We start from the raw sequence: 18179 nt of genomic DNA, 5'->3' as shown, positions 1-18179 counted from the left end.
TGCTTCTCTTTAGATGCCGATGTCTCTGCATTAAACTTTGAACGCTTTGTCGGGATTCTTGGAAGTTATAAACTTACAACGGCCCTCGCGTTATTTTTACTTTTTAAAATTATGTATATGGGAGAACTTACTGTCGTTGTGATGGCCGTTTTCGTATTAAATATTTTTTACAAAGTCTTCTCTCTTTTCTTGGTTGAGTATGACAAAATCATCTTACTCTTTTCAGTAGTTTTCTTGTTAGTTGCATATAATATGATCCTTCTTTTAAAAGAGGAGCTAGGCCAGGCTATTTTTAAACCTAACTTTAATAAAGAGAATTTTAATTTTGATAAATTCTGTATTTTAGAGGGGAGCATCTTCTTATCATCAGGCTCAAAGATTCCTGTCAAAGTTTCTAATTGCGATGATAAAGGTATTGTTATTTTTACAGATGAAAAAATATCAAAAGGTGAAAAGCTAGACTTTGAATTGGATTATGAAGGCGCAAAATTTAGTGATACATTTAATGTTGAGTTAGTTTATGAAAATGGCTATGGCCTGAAGTTAATAAATTCAAGCTCAAGTGGAAAGTATAATTGGAATACATTATTTAATATTTTAAAGAGAAGAGGAATTGTCTCTTATTAAAATTCAAGGAAGAAGTTATGTTTAAAGTTCTTATTTTTTGCCTATTGCTAATAGGCTGTCAGTCAAATAATAGTCCGGAAGGAGTGTTAAAATCATTCATTGAAAAGCGCTTAAACGATAAGATCAGTGTTGATGACCTTGAAGATTACCTTACTGGTGATTTACTTGAGGAGTACACTCAAGCACTTGGCGAAGACCCTAATAAATTAAACGAATCAAATGAATTTTCAGATAGCCGCTTTAAAATTGTCTATAAAAACTGTAGTGGTGATGAATGTTCAATAACTTATACTCTCTCATATGAAGCGGATGCAACTACAGAAGAGTCAAAGAGAGATGTTTCCATTTCTGTCAAAAAGATCGCTTTAATCGTTAAAAGAGATGAAAAGTGGTTCATTTCAAATATTAGTGATGTAAAGTCATTCTACGAGTTTAAAGAAGAAGATATTCGTTAATATAATTTAAAAGTTACCGAATAGTTTAATGTGAAGAATAAGAAAATACTTGAATTTACATTAGAAAGTCTTGTTTATGAAACATTTGATATTTTGGAACCTGATGAGTCTGAAGGGATTAAATTAAAATATATTTCAGACACAAGTTCATATCGAGTTGAATGGGACACTAAGACTCTCGATTTTCCAAAAAGCTTTGCATTAATACAGGATTTAATTAAAGGCAGCTATTTAGATTTAAAATCTTATGATGTTGATCTTGATAGTGCCTTAAAAGAATTCTTCAATACTACTGAAGATATTTATTTCTATGTTTTTGGTGATGATTTATATTTGAGATTTAAGGAATATGCAGACATAAAAAAAGCGGCTTAAAAGCCGCTTTTTTATTTTTATAAAGTCATATAATAATTTTTTAGCATCAATGCGTCTTCTTCTAAGTTTGGTGAATTACAAATCATATATCCACCACAACCATTCTTTTTAAGAGACTTAAGTAGGGCCTTCCAATTAAAGTCTGATTGCTCAAGGTTTAGATGCTTAAGGTCACCCTTAGAGTTTGTGCTGATTCCTGAAATATGAATATGCATATTTTGGATAGCTTCTTCACTTAATTCTTCTTTTAACTTACCAATAACCATGTCGAATTCTTCTTCGCTATTATACTGATTAGTACGTGCGAAAAGGTGTGAGAAATCCATACAAGGACGACATGAATCAACGTTTTTAGTAAGGTTAATAAGCTCTTCAAGAGAACCAAATTGAGATGTTTTACCAGTTAGTTCAGGTCTTAGTTCAATTTCAATATCAAGGCGACTTAGTCTTTCTTCGATTACATTCATACTCTTTTCTACAAGATCGAAAACATCGTATGGTGAATCTTTCATATAGAAAGCAGCGTGGAAAGTCATAGATTCAGCACCACATAGATCTGAGATCTTTGCTGTTTGAATGATTCTTTCAACAGAAGAGTCAATTTTATCTTGTTCTCTTGCGTTTAAGTTGATGTAGTAAGGGCCGTGTGATGTCAAAGGAACACCTAATTCATAAGAAACTTTTCTTAGGTTTGATGAAACTTCTTCTTTCATTCTAACACCGTGTGCAAACTCTAGTTGCATACAGTCAAGACCTAGTTCGTGAATTCGTCTTACGCCTTCTACTGGATTGTTCTTTTTAGCTGTTGAATTTGGAACACCTGCTGTACCGAATAGTAGCTTACCTTGCATCAAAAACACCCCTTTAATTCTATAATTTAAACGTTAATGCCTTGTGTATCACAATTACGGATTCGACAATAGGTGCGCTGCGAAATGCTTGCTTGCGCATAGCGCTTACAGTGACTATTATCAATTTGTAATTTAGATGACTTATAGCCGGAATTTGGATTTGGGTCTATAATTAGAGATGATCTTGTAAAAAAAATAGGGACAAAATTTTGTTTAGTGTATTTATTTCATATCTTTTAAGCTTTTTTATTATCTTCATTCAGATATTTTTTATAACTGGGTTCTTGGTTGTATTTGGACCTAATCTACATATACTAAATAATCTTGCTATCGCTGTCTTAATGTATGTGATTTCATTTACTTACATAATTCCTTCAATCGTTATTTCTCGATTTAACTTACAGAAAGTTTCTAGGGAAGAAAGACCTCGATTGTATAAGAAGGTTTCAAGCTTCTTATTTTATAGAAGTCGGCCAACACCACAGATTTATCAAGGTAAGGATGCTCCATTCTTCTTGCAGGGAACACTTCTTGGAAGCCATTTTCTCATATTAAACTCAAGCTTACTTGAGCGCTTAACAGATGTAGAAATGGATCGCTATCTTGAAGCAGAGATGGGATTTGCTGATACTTTCAACTCAAAGATTCTGGGGCATTTATTAGCAGTACTATTATTTTGGCGAAATATTTTTAATTGGCTATTTAATCTCTTAAGAGCAGAAGCCGTCTTTCGTTATATCTTTGTCGTACCGAGAAGACTCTTTAACTATATTTCTAATAGCTATAAGAAGCAGTTTTTTAGCAATAATGAGAACAGTCAAATCGATATAAGAGGTATTGCACAAAAAGTGATTTATCTTGAGAATTCAAGAATTAACAAAGTACATTTTAATATTTCTTCTACAACAATGTGGTCACTCCATTATCATAAGGAACACGAGATGGACCAAAGGTTCTATCAAAGTGAGCTATTATGAAGAAAGTTTTTAAGTTCTTTAAAGATTTGGATTATACAAAGTATTATCCAGCGCTTTTTACGATTGTTTTTCTTTTGGTTCTTTTCCAATATAAATTTCCAACGATTGAAGCAATCTTCTATGACTTACGTCTAAAAACAGACTTTAGTCTAAATAAAGATGACAGAATTGTTCTTATAAAAATTGATGAAGAAAGTGATGAGTTTTTAGGTGAGAGCTATCCCTATACTTATACAACTTACTTAAAATTATTCCGTAAGGTTTTAAAAGATAAGCCTGCTATTATTAATTTCTTTGGAGATCTTTCAGCTCCTTTAAATGAGAGAGAAGCAAACTCTTTAGAATTACTTCACGATGAAATTAAAGCTTATGTCAAACAAGGTGGCCTATATCGTTATGGAACTGAATTAGACGCATGGGGGGAAAGACTGCCTCCTCAACAATTACGAGATCTTGGTTATTCTCCAGCAATTGTTAATATTGATAGTAAGCTATTTGCTAAAGATGATGTTGTAAGAAGAATGGTTCTCAATATATCAGGAGAAGAGACATTAAGCTTTTGGACGGCAAATGAGTGGAGAATTCTTCATGGTAAAGAGCCACTAATTCTTAATAATCTAAAAAGTGCATATTATATGCCCGAAGCTGACGCTAGCTTTAGCTTGTTTCGTTACCCCTTACGCAAACTTAAGCATGTCGAAAAACTACCGGTTCATAGGGTCGTTGTTGGGAATATTCCGCCAGGCTATTTTAATGGAAAAATAGTATTAATTGGTCCCGCCTATATATCAAATCTTGGTCATTACGCTAAAACTCCATTTGATAAAGACCAGAGGCGATCACCAAAATTAGAAATACATGCCAATATGACTAAGTCACTTATAGAAAATAAGTTAGTCTATGCAATACCGATGTGGGTAACAAAATTAATTTCGATGCTAATTGGTATCATTCTTTCAATTGTTATCTCACGTATCCAGCCAGTAAAAGGACTTGTAACTACAGTAGCTATTATCTTTAGTACGGTTCTGATTTCTTATTTGATATTCATTGCTTTTGGACTTTGGCTATATATAACCCATATCTTACTTACTGTGTTTGTTGTTTATTATATTTGGGTTCCCTTTAGGGCCATTGGTGAATATCAACGTCGTTATAAAATTCAGGAAGAGACTAAATTATTAAAAAGAGTTGAAGATTTGAAACAAAACTTTATCTCATTAATGTCACACGATTTAAAAACCCCTGTGGCCAAGATTGCAGGTGTTGCAGACAATATGTTGCAGAAAAATCGTGGTGGTGAAACGTATGTTCATGAAGGGTTAAAAACAATAATTGATTCAACTAAAGAATTAAATAATTTTATAACTTCAATCTTAGATTTAACTAAAGTTGAATCACGAAATATTTCTCTTAATCTACAAAGTAAGGATGTTAATAAAGTAATTGATGATTGTGTAAATAGCTTAAGTTATTTAGCACGATCAAAAGAGATGAAAATCAATACTGAATTAGGCCCATTATTTCCTATCGAAATTGACACGAGCTTAGTTAATAGAATAATTTCAAATATTGTTGAAAACTCAATTAAATATGCCGGTATAGGCAAAGTTATTGATATTAAAACTTGGGATGATGATACTTGGGTTTATATTGAAATATCGGATAATGGCGTTGGTATGGGACAAAATGACGTCGACAATATATTTGAGAAGTTTTATCGGGTTAAAAACGATGCTTCTCATACGATTAAGGGAAGCGGTCTAGGTCTTTATCTGGTAAAATACTTTGTAGAACTTCATGGTGGAGAGATATCTGTAACCTCTCAAATTGGTGAAGGAACAAGCTTTTTAATTAAATTTTTAAATAAATAATTGGAGTGCGTATGCATAAGGTTTTAGTCGTTGATGATGATAAGGTTTTACAGAGTTCTGTAAGGGAAGCTCTTGAATTTCATCACTTCGCTGTCGATGTTGCAGACAATGGAAAAGAAGCACTAAGTGCAGTTTATAAAACGAAATATGACCTGGTTGTTATGGATGTTAACATGCCAGAGATGGATGGGATAGAGGCCCTAACTGAAATCAAAAAACATGACCCATCTGTTATTGTTATTATTTTAACGGCATATTCGAATGTTACTGATGCTGTAAAGGTCGTTAAAGAAGGTGCTTATAATTACTTAGAGAAGCCAATTAGCTCTGAGAATTTAGTTTCTTTAATTAAGCGAGCATTAAAAGCACGCTCACTAGTTGAGACAGTTGGATTCTCTGCTCCAGTTTTATCTCTTGGGGATACTAAGAATAAATTTGTTGGTGAATCAGATGTTATGCAAAAGGTTTTCAACGTAATTGGAAAACTTGCACAGGTCAATACACCGGTTCTTATTCGAGGTGAGTCAGGTACTGGTAAGGAACTTGTTGCTCGTGCCATTCACTATAATGGGCCAAGAAAAGATGAGAAGTTTGTAACGATAAATCTTGCAGCGATACCAGAGAACTTAATTGAGTCTGAATTATTTGGGCACGAGAAAGGTGCATTTACTGGTGCCAATGAAAGAAAGATTGGTAAATTTCAATTTGCTGACGGTGGAACACTTTTCTTAGATGAGATTGGTGATGTTTCACCTACAATGCAAGTCAAGCTACTTCGTGTTCTTCAAGAAGGCTCGTTCACTCCTGTTGGATCAAATAGAGAAATTAAATGTGACGTAAGAATCATTGCTGCTTCACATAAGCCTTTTGAGAAAATGATTGAAGACGGAACTTTTAGAGAAGATTTATTTTATCGTTTAAATGTTCTTCCTGTTTATCTACCTCCATTAAGAGAAAGAAATTCAGATATTCCACATCTTGTGGATTACTACGTTAAATATTTTAATAATGTTCACCATCTCAGTATTTCGGGACTTGATGATGATGCGATGGCCATTATGAAGAGTCATGATTGGCCTGGAAATATTCGAGAACTAAGAAACGTTATTGAGCATGCTTTTATTATTGAAAGCGGAGACATAATCAAATCTTCTTCACTACCAGATAAGATTCGTAAATCAGCAACTGTTGAATCATCTAATGATGCTGATGAACAAACAATTATCGATTATGAAGAGATTAAAGACTCTGTTCTTACAGACGCAGGTCAAGATGAGAAGCTAATTGCAAGTGCGCAAGGCTATCAATTTGTTTTTGCGACGACAGAAGAAGATGGTGAGTTAAGGCTTAATTTTTCACAGGCAAAAGATATCTTTGAGAAAGAGTTTATTGTTCAGGCCTTAAAGATCAATAAGGGTAAGATTAATCAAACTGCTCTAAAAGCGAATATTCCAAAGAAGACGTTACTTCGTAAAATTGAGAAATACGAAATTAATCCTAAGGAATATTACGAATGAATCGAATATGGCAAATGACCTTACTTATTGTAGGGATTTTATTTTTAGATCAATTTTCAAAAGGCGCAATACAATCAAGTTTTAAACTAGGTGAAACTCTTGAGGTAATTCCAGGCTTTTTTAATTTAACATATGTTAGAAATCCAGGGGTTGCATTCGGAATGGGAGGAAGCTTTCCGGACGTTGTTAGAATGGTTCTCTTTAAGATTCTTCCAGTTATTGCTTGCTTTTGGTTTGTCTATCTTATTTGGGATGCACGCAAGAAGAGCTATCTTCTATGTCTTGCCTATTCAATGATCTTTGCTGGGGCCGTGGGAAATCTAATTGATCGTATATCACTAGATTACGTTGTTGATATGTTTGATTTCTATTATGGTGGATGGCATTTTGCAGCTTTCAATGTTGCAGACGCATCTATTTCTGTGGCAGCAGGTATTTATATAATTGATTATTTCTTAACTGAGTATAAAGGAAAGAAGAAGAGTGCTAATACTTAAGCACTCTCTTCTTCGTTATTTGATTCTTCACTTGGTAAATCTTTTTTAATCCCGTATTCATTATGAAGCTGATCTAAGCTTTCTTCTGAGATATAAAGTTCTGACTTTAAAGTCTCTTTTCCCCAGATAGCAAATGCATCATTATGTTCATACATTGTAATCGTTTCCCAAGGGCAATCTTGAGAACAGTTTTGACAACCGATACAACGTGCTAGATCGATTTCAACTGTTTGATTAAATTGTGGGTTATTTGGATTTGGCCCAGGAACTAGTTCAATTGAATCTACTGGACATCCTTGAATACAGATTTCGCAACCTGTACAACCTGATTGGTGTACAACAGCAAGTAGTTTTGGACCTTTTTTACCTTTTCTCGCAGGTTTAAAACGTGCTGAGTGGTAAGGGTTCTCAACTAAAAATTTAACATCTTCGCTCATTAGCAATTCCTAATACTTTAATACAGACAGTATTTTAACGTATATCAACGCATCATTAAAGGGATTTTTGCCTGATTAAAATACATTAGGTATAGTCCTTTAGCAATATTGGAACGTAAAAAGATTAAGTAAATAATAATTTTTACTTTACATAATTTCAGGGGTTTACCGTGAGAAAACTAAGATTTGTCACAGCGGCCAGCTTATTTGATGGTCACGATGTATCAATAAATATTATGAGAAGATTACTTCAGTCAAAAGGCGTTGAGGTAATTCATTTAGGTCATAACCGCTCGGCGCAAGAGGTTGTGGATGCTGTATTACATGAAGATGCTCATGCAGTTGCACTGAGTTCTTACCAGGGTGGGCATAATGAGTACTTTGCCTACGTTAGAGAGCTCTTAGATGAAGCTGGCGCCTCAAATGTGCGTATTTTTGGCGGAGGTGGTGGAGTTATCACACCAAAAGAGATTAAGGCCCTGCATGAAATGGGAATTACAAGAATCTATTCTCCAGAAGATGGTATGAAGCTTGGTCTTGAGGGCATCATTGATGACATGATTGAGCGAGCAACTCATTCGACACTGGAAGGTTTTGACTTAAATGCTAAGCAAAAAGAGCTGCCAAAGACAAGTCTTGCAAAGGTTATTACTGCAATTGAGGATGGGACAGAAATTGAGATTCCATCATCGGAAAAGAATATTCCAGTTCTAGGTATTACGGGGACAGGTGGAGCCGGTAAGTCATCATTAATTGATGAAACTCTTTTAAGATTTCACCGCTTCTATCCAGAGAAGAAAGTCGCTCTTATTTCAGTTGATCCAACAAAGAAAAAGACACAGGGGGCACTACTTGGAGATCGTATTAGATTAGGATCTGCAAACTTTGAAAACTTTTATATTAGATCTCTTGCAACTCGTGACTCAGGAACAGAACTATCACCACAAATCAAAAAGACTGTTAATTTTTTAAAGGAACAAGACTTTGATTTAATTATTGTTGAAACTTCAGGTATTGGTCAGGCTTCTGATGAGATCACAAAGATTTCTGATAAGTGTATGTATGTAATGACACCTGAGTACGGTGCCGCAACACAGTTGGAAAAAATCGAAATGCTTGAACAAGCTGACTTTGTTGTTTTAAATAAATTTGAAAAACCTCGCTCAGAAGATTCAATGAGAGATATTAGAAAACAATATCGTCGCAATCATAATCTCTTTGCTGGGCATCCAGGTTCTCCAACTGATGAAGAGTTACCAATCTTTGGAACGATGGCATCTAAGTTTAATGACGTTGGAGTAAATGCATTATTTCAAGCAATTGCACAGACTTTTGATTTCGATCAAGCGCCTCTGGAAGGAATTGAGGCCAATCGTGCACGAACCGATAAGACAAGAATTATTCCACCAGAGCGAGCTCTATATTTAAGAGAAATTGCAAAAACAAGTCGTGACTATAATTCAGAAACATTTGAGAGAATGGAAAAGCTACGTGATGTTGAGGCCCTAGAGATCACAAGTAAAATTGTTCCTAGTAAAGAAATCGATGAAAAGCTTACTCAGTTAAAAGAAGAACTTGGTGAAGAAGTTGAAAAAGAATTAGAACAATTTCAATCCGTTCTTAAGCAATATGAAAGTGGAACATTTACTTACAAGGTTCGTGATCGTGAGTTCAACGTAGCGACAAAATATCAATCCCTTTCAGGTGTTGATATCCAAAAAGTTGGAACACCAAGTTTCTCTTCAAAAGTTGATCAGTATAAGTTCATTAGAAATGTAAATCTTCCAGGCTTCTTTCCATACGGTGCAGGGATATTCCCATTTAAGCGTACTGATGAAGATCCAAAGAGAATGTTTGCAGGAGAAGGTGGGCCAGCGAGAACGAATAAGCGTTTTCACTACTTATCAAAAGATGACAAGGCAAAGCGTCTTTCAACAGCTTTTGATTCTGTAACTCTTTACGGAGAAGATCCTGATTTACGTCCAGATATTTTTGGTAAAATTGGTGAAGCAGGTGTTTCAATTGCAACAGTTGAGGATATGGAATTATTATTTGATGGTTTTGATCTTTCAGATCCATACACTTCCGTTTCAATGACAATCAATGGACCGGCACCAATTATGCTGGCATTCTATCTTAATACGGCCCTAAGACAAAAACTTAAGGGCGATGATTATTATGATAAAGATAAGCGTTTGGCGATCCTTCAACAAATTCGTGGAACAGTACAAGCAGATATTTTAAAAGAAGATCAGGCCCAAAATACTTGTATCTTCTCTCTAGAATTTGCATTAAAAATGATGGGGGATGTTCAAGAATACTTCTGTCAGCAAAAAATTAAAAATTATTATACTGTTTCAATTTCTGGTTATCACATTGCTGAAGCAGGCGCGAATCCAATCACACAGGTCGCTTTCACACTGGCAAACGGATTCACATTTGTTGAGTACTACTTAGCTCGTGGATTGAATATAGATGAGTTCTCTCAAAACTTATCGTTCTTCTTCTCTAATGGATTAGATCCTGAATATTCAGTAATCGGTCGAGTTGCAAGAAAGATTTGGGCAATTACTATGCGTAATAAATATGGTGCAAACGATAAGGCCCAGAAGTTTAAGTATCATATTCAAACATCTGGTCGCTCACTTCATGCTCAAGAAATTGATTTCAACGATATTAGAACAACTCTACAAGCTTATCTTGCACTTTCAGATAATTGTAACTCTCTTCATACAAATGCATATGATGAAGCGATTACGACTCCAACTGAAGAGTCTGTTCGTCGTGCAATGGCAATTCAAATGATTATCAACCGTGAATTCGGTCTTAATAAGTCAGATAATCCAATGCAGGGAGCTTACGTAATTGAAGAGTTAGCTGGTCTTGTTGAAGAAGCTATTCTTTCTGAATTTGAGAGAATCTCAGACAAAGGTGGAGTTCTTGGTGCAATGGAAAGTATGTATCAGAGATCTAAGATTCAAGAAGAGTCACTTCATTATGAAACTCTTAAAGACTCAGGTGAGCTACCAATTATTGGTGTGAATACTTACATCGCCGATAATATTGACGAGCAACTAAATCAAGAAATTGAATTATCTCGCTGTAGTGATGAAGAAAAGAAAGGACAAATTGCTAGACTCAATGACTTCAAAGAAAGAAATAAGAATAAATCAGAAGACGCGCTTAATCGCCTAAGAGAAGTTGCACTTTCTGGAGGAAATATTTTCGAAGAATTAATCGAGACTGTAAATTATTGTTCATTAGGTGAAATCACAAATCTTCTATATGAGATTGGTGGGAAATATAGAAGGAATATGTAATGAAGAAATCTAAGCTATATACTCGTACAGGTGATAAGGGTGAGACTAGTCTAGTTGGTGGACAACGTGTTTCTAAAGCAAGTGCTAGAATAAACCTTTATGGAAACTTGGATGAGCTAAATAGCTATATCGGTTTATCTCTTTGTTATATTCAAGAAGTACGATTAAAAAATACATTTAAAAGGATCCAGGACAATATCTTTGTCCTTGGGTCTAATTTTGCGAGTCTAAAAGAGGACCGTGAAAATTACAATTTACCTAAGCTAAAAGAAGATGAGTTGATCCACTTAGAAGAAGAAATCGACTACTTCGATACTATCGTTGATCCGTTGAAGTACTTTATTCTACCTGGGGGAGGAGTTGCCGCTTCTCATATTCATATCTGTCGTACTAAAACTCGTGAAGTAGAAAGACAGGCCGTGGACTTAGGTGATGTTGAAAGAATCGATTTAGAATATCTAAATCGCTTATCTGACTATTTCTTTATTGTAGCAAGGTTTCTAAATAAGATTGAAAATATTAAGGATGTTGCTTGGGTACCAAATAAGTAAGAGTCTTATTTGAAAAACTTCATGATTTTAGTCATGACAGTTTTATCCTCTTCAGGCTCTTTTGGTTTCTTTTTCTTAGCTGGCTTTTTAGCTTGTGCTTTCTTTTTAATATCTCCGCGAAGCTTTGGGCTTTGCAGACTTAATTTATTATTTATGGCCAAAAAGCTTGTTTGATCGGCAAGATTTGTATTGGTCTGTGTCACTTCACCATTTTCGAAATGCTCTTCGATCGGTCGGGTGAGAGATTTAAGTTCGAGCTCAGTTAAGTCATCAAGACATATTGTAATATAGCAATTTCCTATTCTAACAGTTTCATAGACATAGAGCCTATGGGGCCCTTCAATTTTCTTGTTATTGATGAAGGTACCATTTGTAGAGTTAAGGTCCTTAACTATTATCTCATTTTTTTTTTCGTGTGTAATTTCAAGGTGTTTTGATGATATTTTCTTATCATCTACTGATATATCTACTGCCGACTTTGATCGCCCGAAAGTGATTTTTGGTTTGATCAAAAATTTGGCCGTATTTTCACCACATTTAATAACTAATGAGATAGACATTGCTTGATACTCCTATATAAAGTATATCACCAATATGATATAATACAGGTATTGGATATAATTACCTAAGTAATTTCAGAGGTTTATATGAGTGAGCTATTAAATGTGACATCAAAGGCCCTTGGCCAAATAAAAAACATTTTCGAAAGTGAAAATCGTTCTAAGACTGACTTCGGTCTTCGTCTAGGTGTTATCGGAGGCGGATGCTCTGGACTATCTTATAATATCGACTTTGATGCCCCTAAGGACAGTGACAATATTATTGAAATGGATGGCGTAAAGATTCTTATCGATCCTAAGTCTTCAATATACCTCAGTGGAATAACTTTAGATTTCAAAGACGGCCTAAACGGAAAGGGCTTTGTGTTTGAAAATCCAAATGCAAAGAATACTTGTGGATGTGGTGAAAGCTTTAGCGTTTAATCTTAATAGGTTTTTTAATATCTTTTAAGACGAATTTGCTGGTTTTTAGAATATTCGTAATATTCTCACTCCAATAATTTGGATCTGTTTTTCTATAGAGTCTTTCAAATTCAAAACTTGTAAGTGATTTAGCATCAATAGATATACTAATGCTGCCAGCTTTTAGAATGTCATAGACATATAAAGGCTCTTTATTTTCGATTCTTTTCTGATTGATAAATGTTCCATTTTTGGAAGACAGGTCACGGACAAGAATTGAGCTTTTGTCATAGATAATTTCAAAGTGTTTTGAAGAGACTTTAGGGTCATTCAGAACAATATCGACAACTTCTTTGTTTCGGCCAAAAGTTATTTTATTTTTTATAAGAATTTTCTTTGTGTTTTTCTTGTCATCGATAATGAGGCGAATAGACATTACGATTTCCTTTTTTCAGTGCATCACTAAATTACGTTAAATAGTCTTAAGACAATTTCTATTATATATTTAGTTTTATATAGTTAAAGGTACAATAAAAAATGCCTAGTAGAGTTTAGTTAATATTGTAATTAGTAAAGTAGGTTAACGATATGGAAAACAATCAAGAGATTATTAAAGATGTAATGTTTGAATTCTTCTTTAACGATAACCAATTTACGTTAAGTAATTATGTTGTTTACAAGTTTAAAGGTGAGGAAACTCGAGAGTATCTACAAAGGCAAATTACTGCTGATATAAGTGGCCTTGATAATGCTGCGACAATTGCATGTCGCCTTGATCGTACAGGACGTGTGTTTTCTTTTTTCTATTTAATTCATAATAATGATGGTTTTTATCTTGCTGTCGATGAGAAAATTTCTGAAGAAACAATTGAAGAGTTAGAGAAGTTTATCATCATGGAAGATATAACGATTGAGAAAACTCAAAAGCTTCCATGCCTTTCAACGAGGAAGGGAAATGACTTCGTTACAATGGATTTATTTGATGGTGTAGGCTATATCGGTCTTGTTGATGAGAAATTAGACAAGAAAGATTATGTGAACTTCTTAGAAGTCTTAACAGCATGGCCTATATTAGATAAAACAATTGATCGCACTAAATTAATTAATGAAACGCGCTTAAATGAATTTGCAATTAGTTATAATAAAGGATGTTTTCTTGGACAAGAAACCGCATCAAAAATTGAAAGTCGAAGAGGTGCCGCTCGTTATCCTGTGTTATTAACTTCAAATAAAGAACTAGCTGATGAGGTTAGTCTAAATGATAAAAAGGTAGAGATACTTAATCGTTGTAAGATTGGTGAAACTCATTTTTCTGTAGCAAAGGCGCCAAGGGAGCTATTAATTAATAATCTTGAGGTTTCATACCAAGATGATTTAATCAAAATTAATACATACCCTGTGCTTGCTAAAGAAAATATCAAAGAAGAGATTAGTGAATACTATTATAATAAGGCCGTTAATCTCTTTCATAAAAATAAGATTACTGAATCTTTAAGCTTGTTAGATCAAGTTATTAGTTTCAATCCTTTATACGCAGATGCATATGAGTCTAAAGGAGTTATTCTTGGAAATAGCGGAGAACACCAGAAGGCCATTGATGTTATGGATGAGTTATTAGCGGTTGATGAAAGCTCTGTTATGGCACATACCAATAAGTCCTTATATTTAATGAAGCTTGGAAAAATAGAAGAGGCCGAAGAAGAAAAGGCCCTTGCAACAGTTGCTTCTTTCAAGCGTTTCGGTGATGAAGCTAAAGCGAAGAAAGCGAAAGAGGAACAAGAAAGAGCGGAAAAAGAAGAACGAGCCCGTCGTTTTGAGATGTTTAATAAGGTTTTGGCCATTGATGAAAATGATGTTGTTGCAAACTTTGGATTAGCTGATATTCATTTTAATAATGAAAAATTTGAAAAGGCACTAAAGCATTTAGAAGTAGTATTAAATGAAAATCCTAAATATTCTGTAGCCTACTTACTAAAGTCAAAAATACTCTTTAGTGAAGAGAAATATGAGCAATGCTTAGAAGTAATTGAAAAGGGAATACCGATTGCAACTTCTCAAGGAGAGCTTATGCCTGCAAATGAGATGCAAACAATTAAGTCTAAGGTTTTAAGGAAGGTTTAGTAATACTCACTTCTTGCAGCTAGTAACTCGTTTTTAATTTTCTCAATTGAGTCAGAGTTTATCTTTTTTTCTAGATTCAAAATATGATTTCGGTGTGAGGCAACCATTTCTTTAAAAACAAGATAGATTTCATGGCCTTCACTTGAAATAATCTCTTCTTTATAGGCCTTCTCTAAATCAAGTTCACAAAATACAAGCATATAATATTCTTCAATTGCTCTCTCTTGTATTTTTTTGAATTCATTCTCTGTGAAGTCGTGTTCTGTTTGTTTTGAAAGCGATGAGAATAGTTCAAGGGCCCAATAAAAGGTCATATAAGCGTGGTATATACCTCTAATTGGCCTTAAGGCCCTACGCCAAGGGCTATAATAGATTTTTTCTTCGAGCTCCTCTAAGAGCTCATTCTGATTTAAATAGCTATTTAGGACGTGGTGTCCATTTTCATGCAGAAGGTCATCCATTAGATCTATATCATCACGGTCGAATGTATTGATTGATGAGTATCCTGGAAGTGTTTGCATTGAGTAGCTGACAATTCCCTTTTCTTTAATCGGTATAATATTATTCGTAAAAGTTTTAAATACCTCGAATAAATCAGGAGTATACTTTCTTAATCTTTCGTAGGCTTTTGCTATTTTCTCTGTCATGAAAGAAGATGAATCTTCAAGGTCAGAGTAGAAGATTATAGTTAAGTCATCGATCTTTGTACTTAGAGCGTGCTTGTTTTTAGAATTTTCATTGATATGAGCAAGGACTTTATCTTCTAGTTTATCAAATAGTATACGGTTACCGTTTTGATATACTGATATATTGTCATCACCAAGCTCAGGTACATTCAAATAGCGCAGTTCTTGGTCGACTTCTTCTAGGATATGTATCTTGAAAAATGAAATAATATTATCTTCTAAAATATGAACAAGTTTTTGTGATTCAGCTAAGAGGTCTTTTGTCTCACTAAGTGAATTTAAAAAAGACTTTGCAAGATTACTATCGTGCCAGAAATTAAATATAGCATCTTCTGATTCGCTCATTTCGTAGTCTTGGCCTACTTCAAATTCTGAATGGTAAGAAATGATCTCAATTAATGCTTCTATCAGATTAAACCAGTAAAAATTTAAGTTTGAGTATGAGTCGAGTTTAGTTGAAAAGATGGCCTCTTTATAGAAGTCTTGAAATCTTTGAGACAAATACTCATTGCTCTCTTCTACATCACTAGATGCATCTTCACGATAAAGTGCAAGTGTTTCTAAATAAGACTCTTTGAAAGAGTTATTATTTTGAATGAATTGATTGAATTGTTTCATGGAGTTTCGGTATGAAAAATGGCTGGGATGGCGAGATTCGAACTCGCGACCAATAGATTAACAGTCTACTGCGCTACCGCTGCGCCACATCCCAGCAATCTTAAGTAGTTAATTTTATAATCCTATTTTTTTAAATTGTAAATATTTTCTTTTATGGGAAAATTATTTATCAATGAGTTAAGTGTTTGAAATTATTGTATCTCAATTAAATTTGCTAATTTTTTTTTTTGAAAAGCCGATAAGTTGAGTCAGACTTTGGTGTAAAATATAGGAAATGATGGAACAATCAAACCTTATTAGAAATTTACTACGTATCATAACTCCAGAAGAAGTTACTGATTTAACAACCTTCGGTGATATGGATGCAAAGGATACGTTAACTAATCTCTTAATTAGTCATAATCAAGGGCAGGAAATTACTTATACGCCTTCTGGAATGGCCAAGATTATTCCTTTCCCGGGACAAGAGGAAGCTGTTGCAGATCTAACGATTGATGGCCTTGATCAAGGTGAGATCTTCACTGGACATAGAGTTCATCAATTCATTAATAACTTTATAACTAAGGTAAAATTTGAATCACATAAAGTTCATCCAGGTGCCAAGCCTGTTGAGACTACAACTTTTATCATTAATGAAAAAGAGCGCTTTAAGAATGTTTATACAAAAATAAAAGGGAAGGAAGTTCTCGATTTATATGCAAAAAACTCTGTTGTTGATTTAGAACAAGAACGCAAAAATCGAAGAGACCTTTCACAGAACTCTTCGACCGGCGTTCTTGTAAATAAGAAACATTATTAATCTTCTTTTAATCCTTTAATATTTCCTTTTGCACTAGTTTCTTCAATTTCTAATGTTGCTAGTTGATAAACACAATGATCAACTGTCGAAACAGCGGCAGGTCGATAATTACCAGAGTTTTTAACGCCACCAAAAGGAAGCTTTGAATTTGCTCCAACAGTTGCGCGGTTTAGGTTAACAAGTCCCGCATCAATATTATTAACTGCATGTTGAAATTTTGCAGCATCTTTAGTGAAGACTGAAGCTGCTAGTCCATACTCTGTAGAGTTGGCAATATTAATGGCCTCATCAAAATCGTCATAACTTACAAAAGTACAGTTTGGACCAAAAATTTCATTTGCAAGGAAATGGCTATTTGGAATTAGTTTATCTGCGAAATGAATTGAAGGTGAAACATAGTAACCATTTGTCGCACGCTCTAATTGCTTCCCACGCATAACTTCTTCAAGTCCTTCTCTTTTTGCCATTCCCATAAAGAGTAGGTATTGATCAAGAGAGGCTTGATCGATTAAAGGGCCCATAAAAGGATCAACTTTATGTTCTGTTGCATGATCAACAATAATCTTCTTTGCCATATCATGAAAGCGACTAATGAATTCATCTTTAATTGAACTATGAATTGCAACGAGACCAGTTGAGGTACAACGTTGACCAGTCGTTAAATACGAGCCTGTTAGAATTTCTTCTAACGTATAATCAATATCTGCACTTTCTGTGATGATTGAAGTATTTTTTCCACCAAGTTCAAGTGAGACAAGTTTTGATAAGTCTGTGTGAGTTGACTCTAGAATTTTTTGACCAACTTCTTTTGAACCAGTAAAGAAGATACCCTTAACTCTCTTATCTTTGATGATTCTTCTAGCGACTTCACCATCACCTTGAATAAGGTTAACAACACCCATTGGAAACTTTGCTTCTGCAAGACATTCAAACATTAGCTGTGCTGAATAACATGTCTTTTCACTAGGCTTGAAAATAATTGAGTTCCCAGAGATAAGATTCGCTGTGATTTGTCCGTTTGCAAGGTGGCATGGGAAATTGAATGGGCCAATAATAAAGCTTGGGCCAACTGGCTTATAGTAAATATGCGCGTTTGTATTTGGCGCAATGTTTTGCATATCTTTTGTCTGAATACGAGGCAGGGAAGATTCAATTGTTACGTTAACTTTTGCAATAAGAGCAGCAGCTTCTGTACGGGCCTCCCATAGAGGCTTTCCTACTTCAAGGGCGATGGCCGTAGCAATTTGTTCTTGCTTACCTTTAAGTGCTTCTTGGTACCTTTTTAATGCTTCAATTCTTTCTTCAATGGAAGTATTGCGCCAAGTTTGAAATCCTTTGTGAGCAGAATCAATTAACTCATCGATATGAGAATAATTTACTTGTAGGTTCCAAAGGATCTTAGAAGTATCACTTGGACACTCTCTTGAAATTGTACGATCTGTTCGCTTATCTACAGTATTATCAAATTGCACAAAGTTATTATTAAAAAATGAGCCTTTTAGTTGATACATA

18 protein-coding genes and 1 tRNA gene are annotated in these 18179 nt (G+C 34.4%); 12 read left to right on the top strand and 7 right to left on the bottom strand.

Translation table 11 applies throughout. The annotated features are described in order from the left end of the window. Window positions 1-117 precede the first annotated feature (117 nt). From ACN5L8_RS14400 to ACN5L8_RS14390, 3 genes are read left to right on the top strand one after another with little or no spacing between them, the layout of a single operon-like run. Window positions 118-627 carry a hypothetical protein gene (locus tag ACN5L8_RS14400; RefSeq protein WP_334677859.1) on the top strand — a complete coding sequence of 170 codons (510 nt, stop codon included), beginning with the start codon at window positions 118-120 and terminating at the stop codon, window positions 625-627. Window positions 628-644: 17 nt separating this feature from the next. Continuing rightward, a complete protein-coding gene (locus tag ACN5L8_RS14395; protein ID WP_419173354.1) occupies window positions 645-1082 on the top strand; it encodes a hypothetical protein in 438 nt (145 codons plus the stop codon). Between the two features lie 30 nt (window positions 1083-1112). Further along, the gene (locus ACN5L8_RS14390) at window positions 1113-1457 is read left to right on the top strand and encodes a hypothetical protein (RefSeq protein WP_419173353.1); all 345 of its coding nucleotides are present in this window, start codon (window positions 1113-1115) and stop codon (window positions 1455-1457) included. Between the two features lie 17 nt (window positions 1458-1474). On the opposite strand, the gene ACN5L8_RS14385 is transcribed toward ACN5L8_RS14390, so the two are convergent. Beyond that, window positions 1475-2308: a TIM barrel protein gene (locus tag ACN5L8_RS14385; protein ID WP_233500245.1), complete on the bottom strand. Its 834-nt coding sequence runs from the start codon at window positions 2306-2308 to the stop codon at window positions 1475-1477. 284 nt (window positions 2309-2592) lie between these two features. Between ACN5L8_RS14385 and ACN5L8_RS14380 the strand changes: the two genes are divergently transcribed. Genes ACN5L8_RS14380 through lspA form a run of 4 tightly spaced genes read left to right on the top strand, consistent with a single transcriptional unit; the run spans window position 2593 to window position 7173 of the window. Beyond that, window positions 2593-3285: a hypothetical protein gene (locus ACN5L8_RS14380; protein ID WP_419173352.1), complete on the top strand. Its 693-nt coding sequence runs from the start codon at window positions 2593-2595 to the stop codon at window positions 3283-3285. Next, entirely contained in the window at window positions 3282-5159 is a 1878-nt protein-coding gene (locus ACN5L8_RS14375) for an ATP-binding protein (RefSeq protein WP_419173351.1), read from the top strand. Before ACN5L8_RS14380 ends, ACN5L8_RS14375 begins: the two co-directional genes overlap by 4 nt. A gap of 11 nt (window positions 5160-5170) precedes the next feature. Next, a complete protein-coding gene (locus tag ACN5L8_RS14370) occupies window positions 5171-6676 on the top strand; it encodes a sigma-54-dependent transcriptional regulator (protein ID WP_114705935.1) in 1506 nt (501 codons plus the stop codon). After that, on the top strand, window positions 6673-7173 hold the full coding sequence (gene lspA / locus ACN5L8_RS14365) for a signal peptidase II (RefSeq protein WP_114705934.1): 501 nt from the start codon (window positions 6673-6675) through the stop codon (window positions 7171-7173). Before ACN5L8_RS14370 ends, lspA begins: the two co-directional genes overlap by 4 nt. Here lspA and ACN5L8_RS14360 read toward each other — a convergent pair. Continuing rightward, window positions 7170-7610, bottom strand: a complete 441-nt coding sequence (locus tag ACN5L8_RS14360; protein ID WP_114705933.1) for a 4Fe-4S dicluster domain-containing protein — start codon at window positions 7608-7610, stop codon at window positions 7170-7172. The genes lspA and ACN5L8_RS14360 overlap by 4 nt on opposite strands. Before the next feature lie 170 nt (window positions 7611-7780). On the opposite strand from ACN5L8_RS14360, the gene icmF reads away from it, so the two are divergent. After that, window positions 7781-10930, top strand: a complete 3150-nt coding sequence (gene icmF / locus ACN5L8_RS14355; protein WP_419173350.1) for a fused isobutyryl-CoA mutase/GTPase IcmF — start codon at window positions 7781-7783, stop codon at window positions 10928-10930. Beyond that, window positions 10930-11481 carry a cob(I)yrinic acid a,c-diamide adenosyltransferase gene (locus tag ACN5L8_RS14350; RefSeq protein WP_114705932.1) on the top strand — a complete coding sequence of 184 codons (552 nt, stop codon included), beginning with the start codon at window positions 10930-10932 and terminating at the stop codon, window positions 11479-11481. Before icmF ends, ACN5L8_RS14350 begins: the two co-directional genes overlap by 1 nt. 5 nt (window positions 11482-11486) lie before the next feature. Here ACN5L8_RS14350 and ACN5L8_RS14345 read toward each other — a convergent pair whose 3' ends face one another. Then, the gene (locus tag ACN5L8_RS14345; protein ID WP_419169027.1) at window positions 11487-12041 is read right to left on the bottom strand and encodes an FHA domain-containing protein; all 555 of its coding nucleotides are present in this window, start codon (window positions 12039-12041) and stop codon (window positions 11487-11489) included. A gap of 87 nt (window positions 12042-12128) precedes the next feature. Between ACN5L8_RS14345 and ACN5L8_RS14340 the strand changes: the two genes are divergently transcribed. Beyond that, window positions 12129-12464 carry a HesB/IscA family protein gene (locus ACN5L8_RS14340; protein ID WP_114705930.1) on the top strand — a complete coding sequence of 112 codons (336 nt, stop codon included), beginning with the start codon at window positions 12129-12131 and terminating at the stop codon, window positions 12462-12464. Here the strand turns inward: ACN5L8_RS14340 and ACN5L8_RS14335 are convergent. Beyond that, window positions 12454-12879 (bottom strand): FHA domain-containing protein, encoded by a 426-nt coding sequence (locus tag ACN5L8_RS14335; protein ID WP_419169028.1) that lies wholly within the window; start codon window positions 12877-12879, stop codon window positions 12454-12456. The two genes, ACN5L8_RS14340 and ACN5L8_RS14335, sit on opposite strands and share 11 nt — an antisense overlap. A gap of 152 nt (window positions 12880-13031) precedes the next feature. On the opposite strand from ACN5L8_RS14335, the gene ACN5L8_RS14330 reads away from it, so the two are divergent. Beyond that, complete coding sequence (locus ACN5L8_RS14330; RefSeq protein ID WP_334677863.1) at window positions 13032-14564, top strand: CDC27 family protein; 1533 nt, start codon at window positions 13032-13034, stop codon at window positions 14562-14564. Here ACN5L8_RS14330 and ACN5L8_RS14325 read toward each other — a convergent pair. After that, window positions 14561-15868, bottom strand: a complete 1308-nt coding sequence (locus ACN5L8_RS14325) for an aKG-HExxH-type peptide beta-hydroxylase (protein ID WP_412473912.1) — start codon at window positions 15866-15868, stop codon at window positions 14561-14563. The genes ACN5L8_RS14330 and ACN5L8_RS14325 overlap by 4 nt on opposite strands. Before the next feature lie 19 nt (window positions 15869-15887). Continuing rightward, window positions 15888-15962: transfer RNA gene (locus tag ACN5L8_RS14320), tRNA-Asn, on the bottom strand. Between the two features lie 180 nt (window positions 15963-16142). On the opposite strand from ACN5L8_RS14320, the gene ACN5L8_RS14315 reads away from it, so the two are divergent. Next, on the top strand, window positions 16143-16667 hold the full coding sequence (locus ACN5L8_RS14315) for a hypothetical protein (RefSeq protein ID WP_412473911.1): 525 nt from the start codon (window positions 16143-16145) through the stop codon (window positions 16665-16667). Here the strand turns inward: ACN5L8_RS14315 and ACN5L8_RS14310 are convergent. Continuing rightward, window positions 16664-18178 carry an aldehyde dehydrogenase family protein gene (locus ACN5L8_RS14310; protein ID WP_419173349.1) on the bottom strand — a complete coding sequence of 505 codons (1515 nt, stop codon included), beginning with the start codon at window positions 18176-18178 and terminating at the stop codon, window positions 16664-16666. The genes ACN5L8_RS14315 and ACN5L8_RS14310 overlap by 4 nt on opposite strands. Between the last annotated feature and the right edge of the window lies 1 nt (window position 18179).

This window comes from Halobacteriovorax sp., assembly GCF_048381875.1.
In the GTDB taxonomy this organism is placed as follows: domain Bacteria; phylum Bdellovibrionota; class Bacteriovoracia; order Bacteriovoracales; family Bacteriovoracaceae; genus Halobacteriovorax_A; species Halobacteriovorax_A vibrionivorans.
Note: the sequence above shows the minus strand (reverse complement) of the source record. Positions and strands in the feature narration are given on the sequence as shown.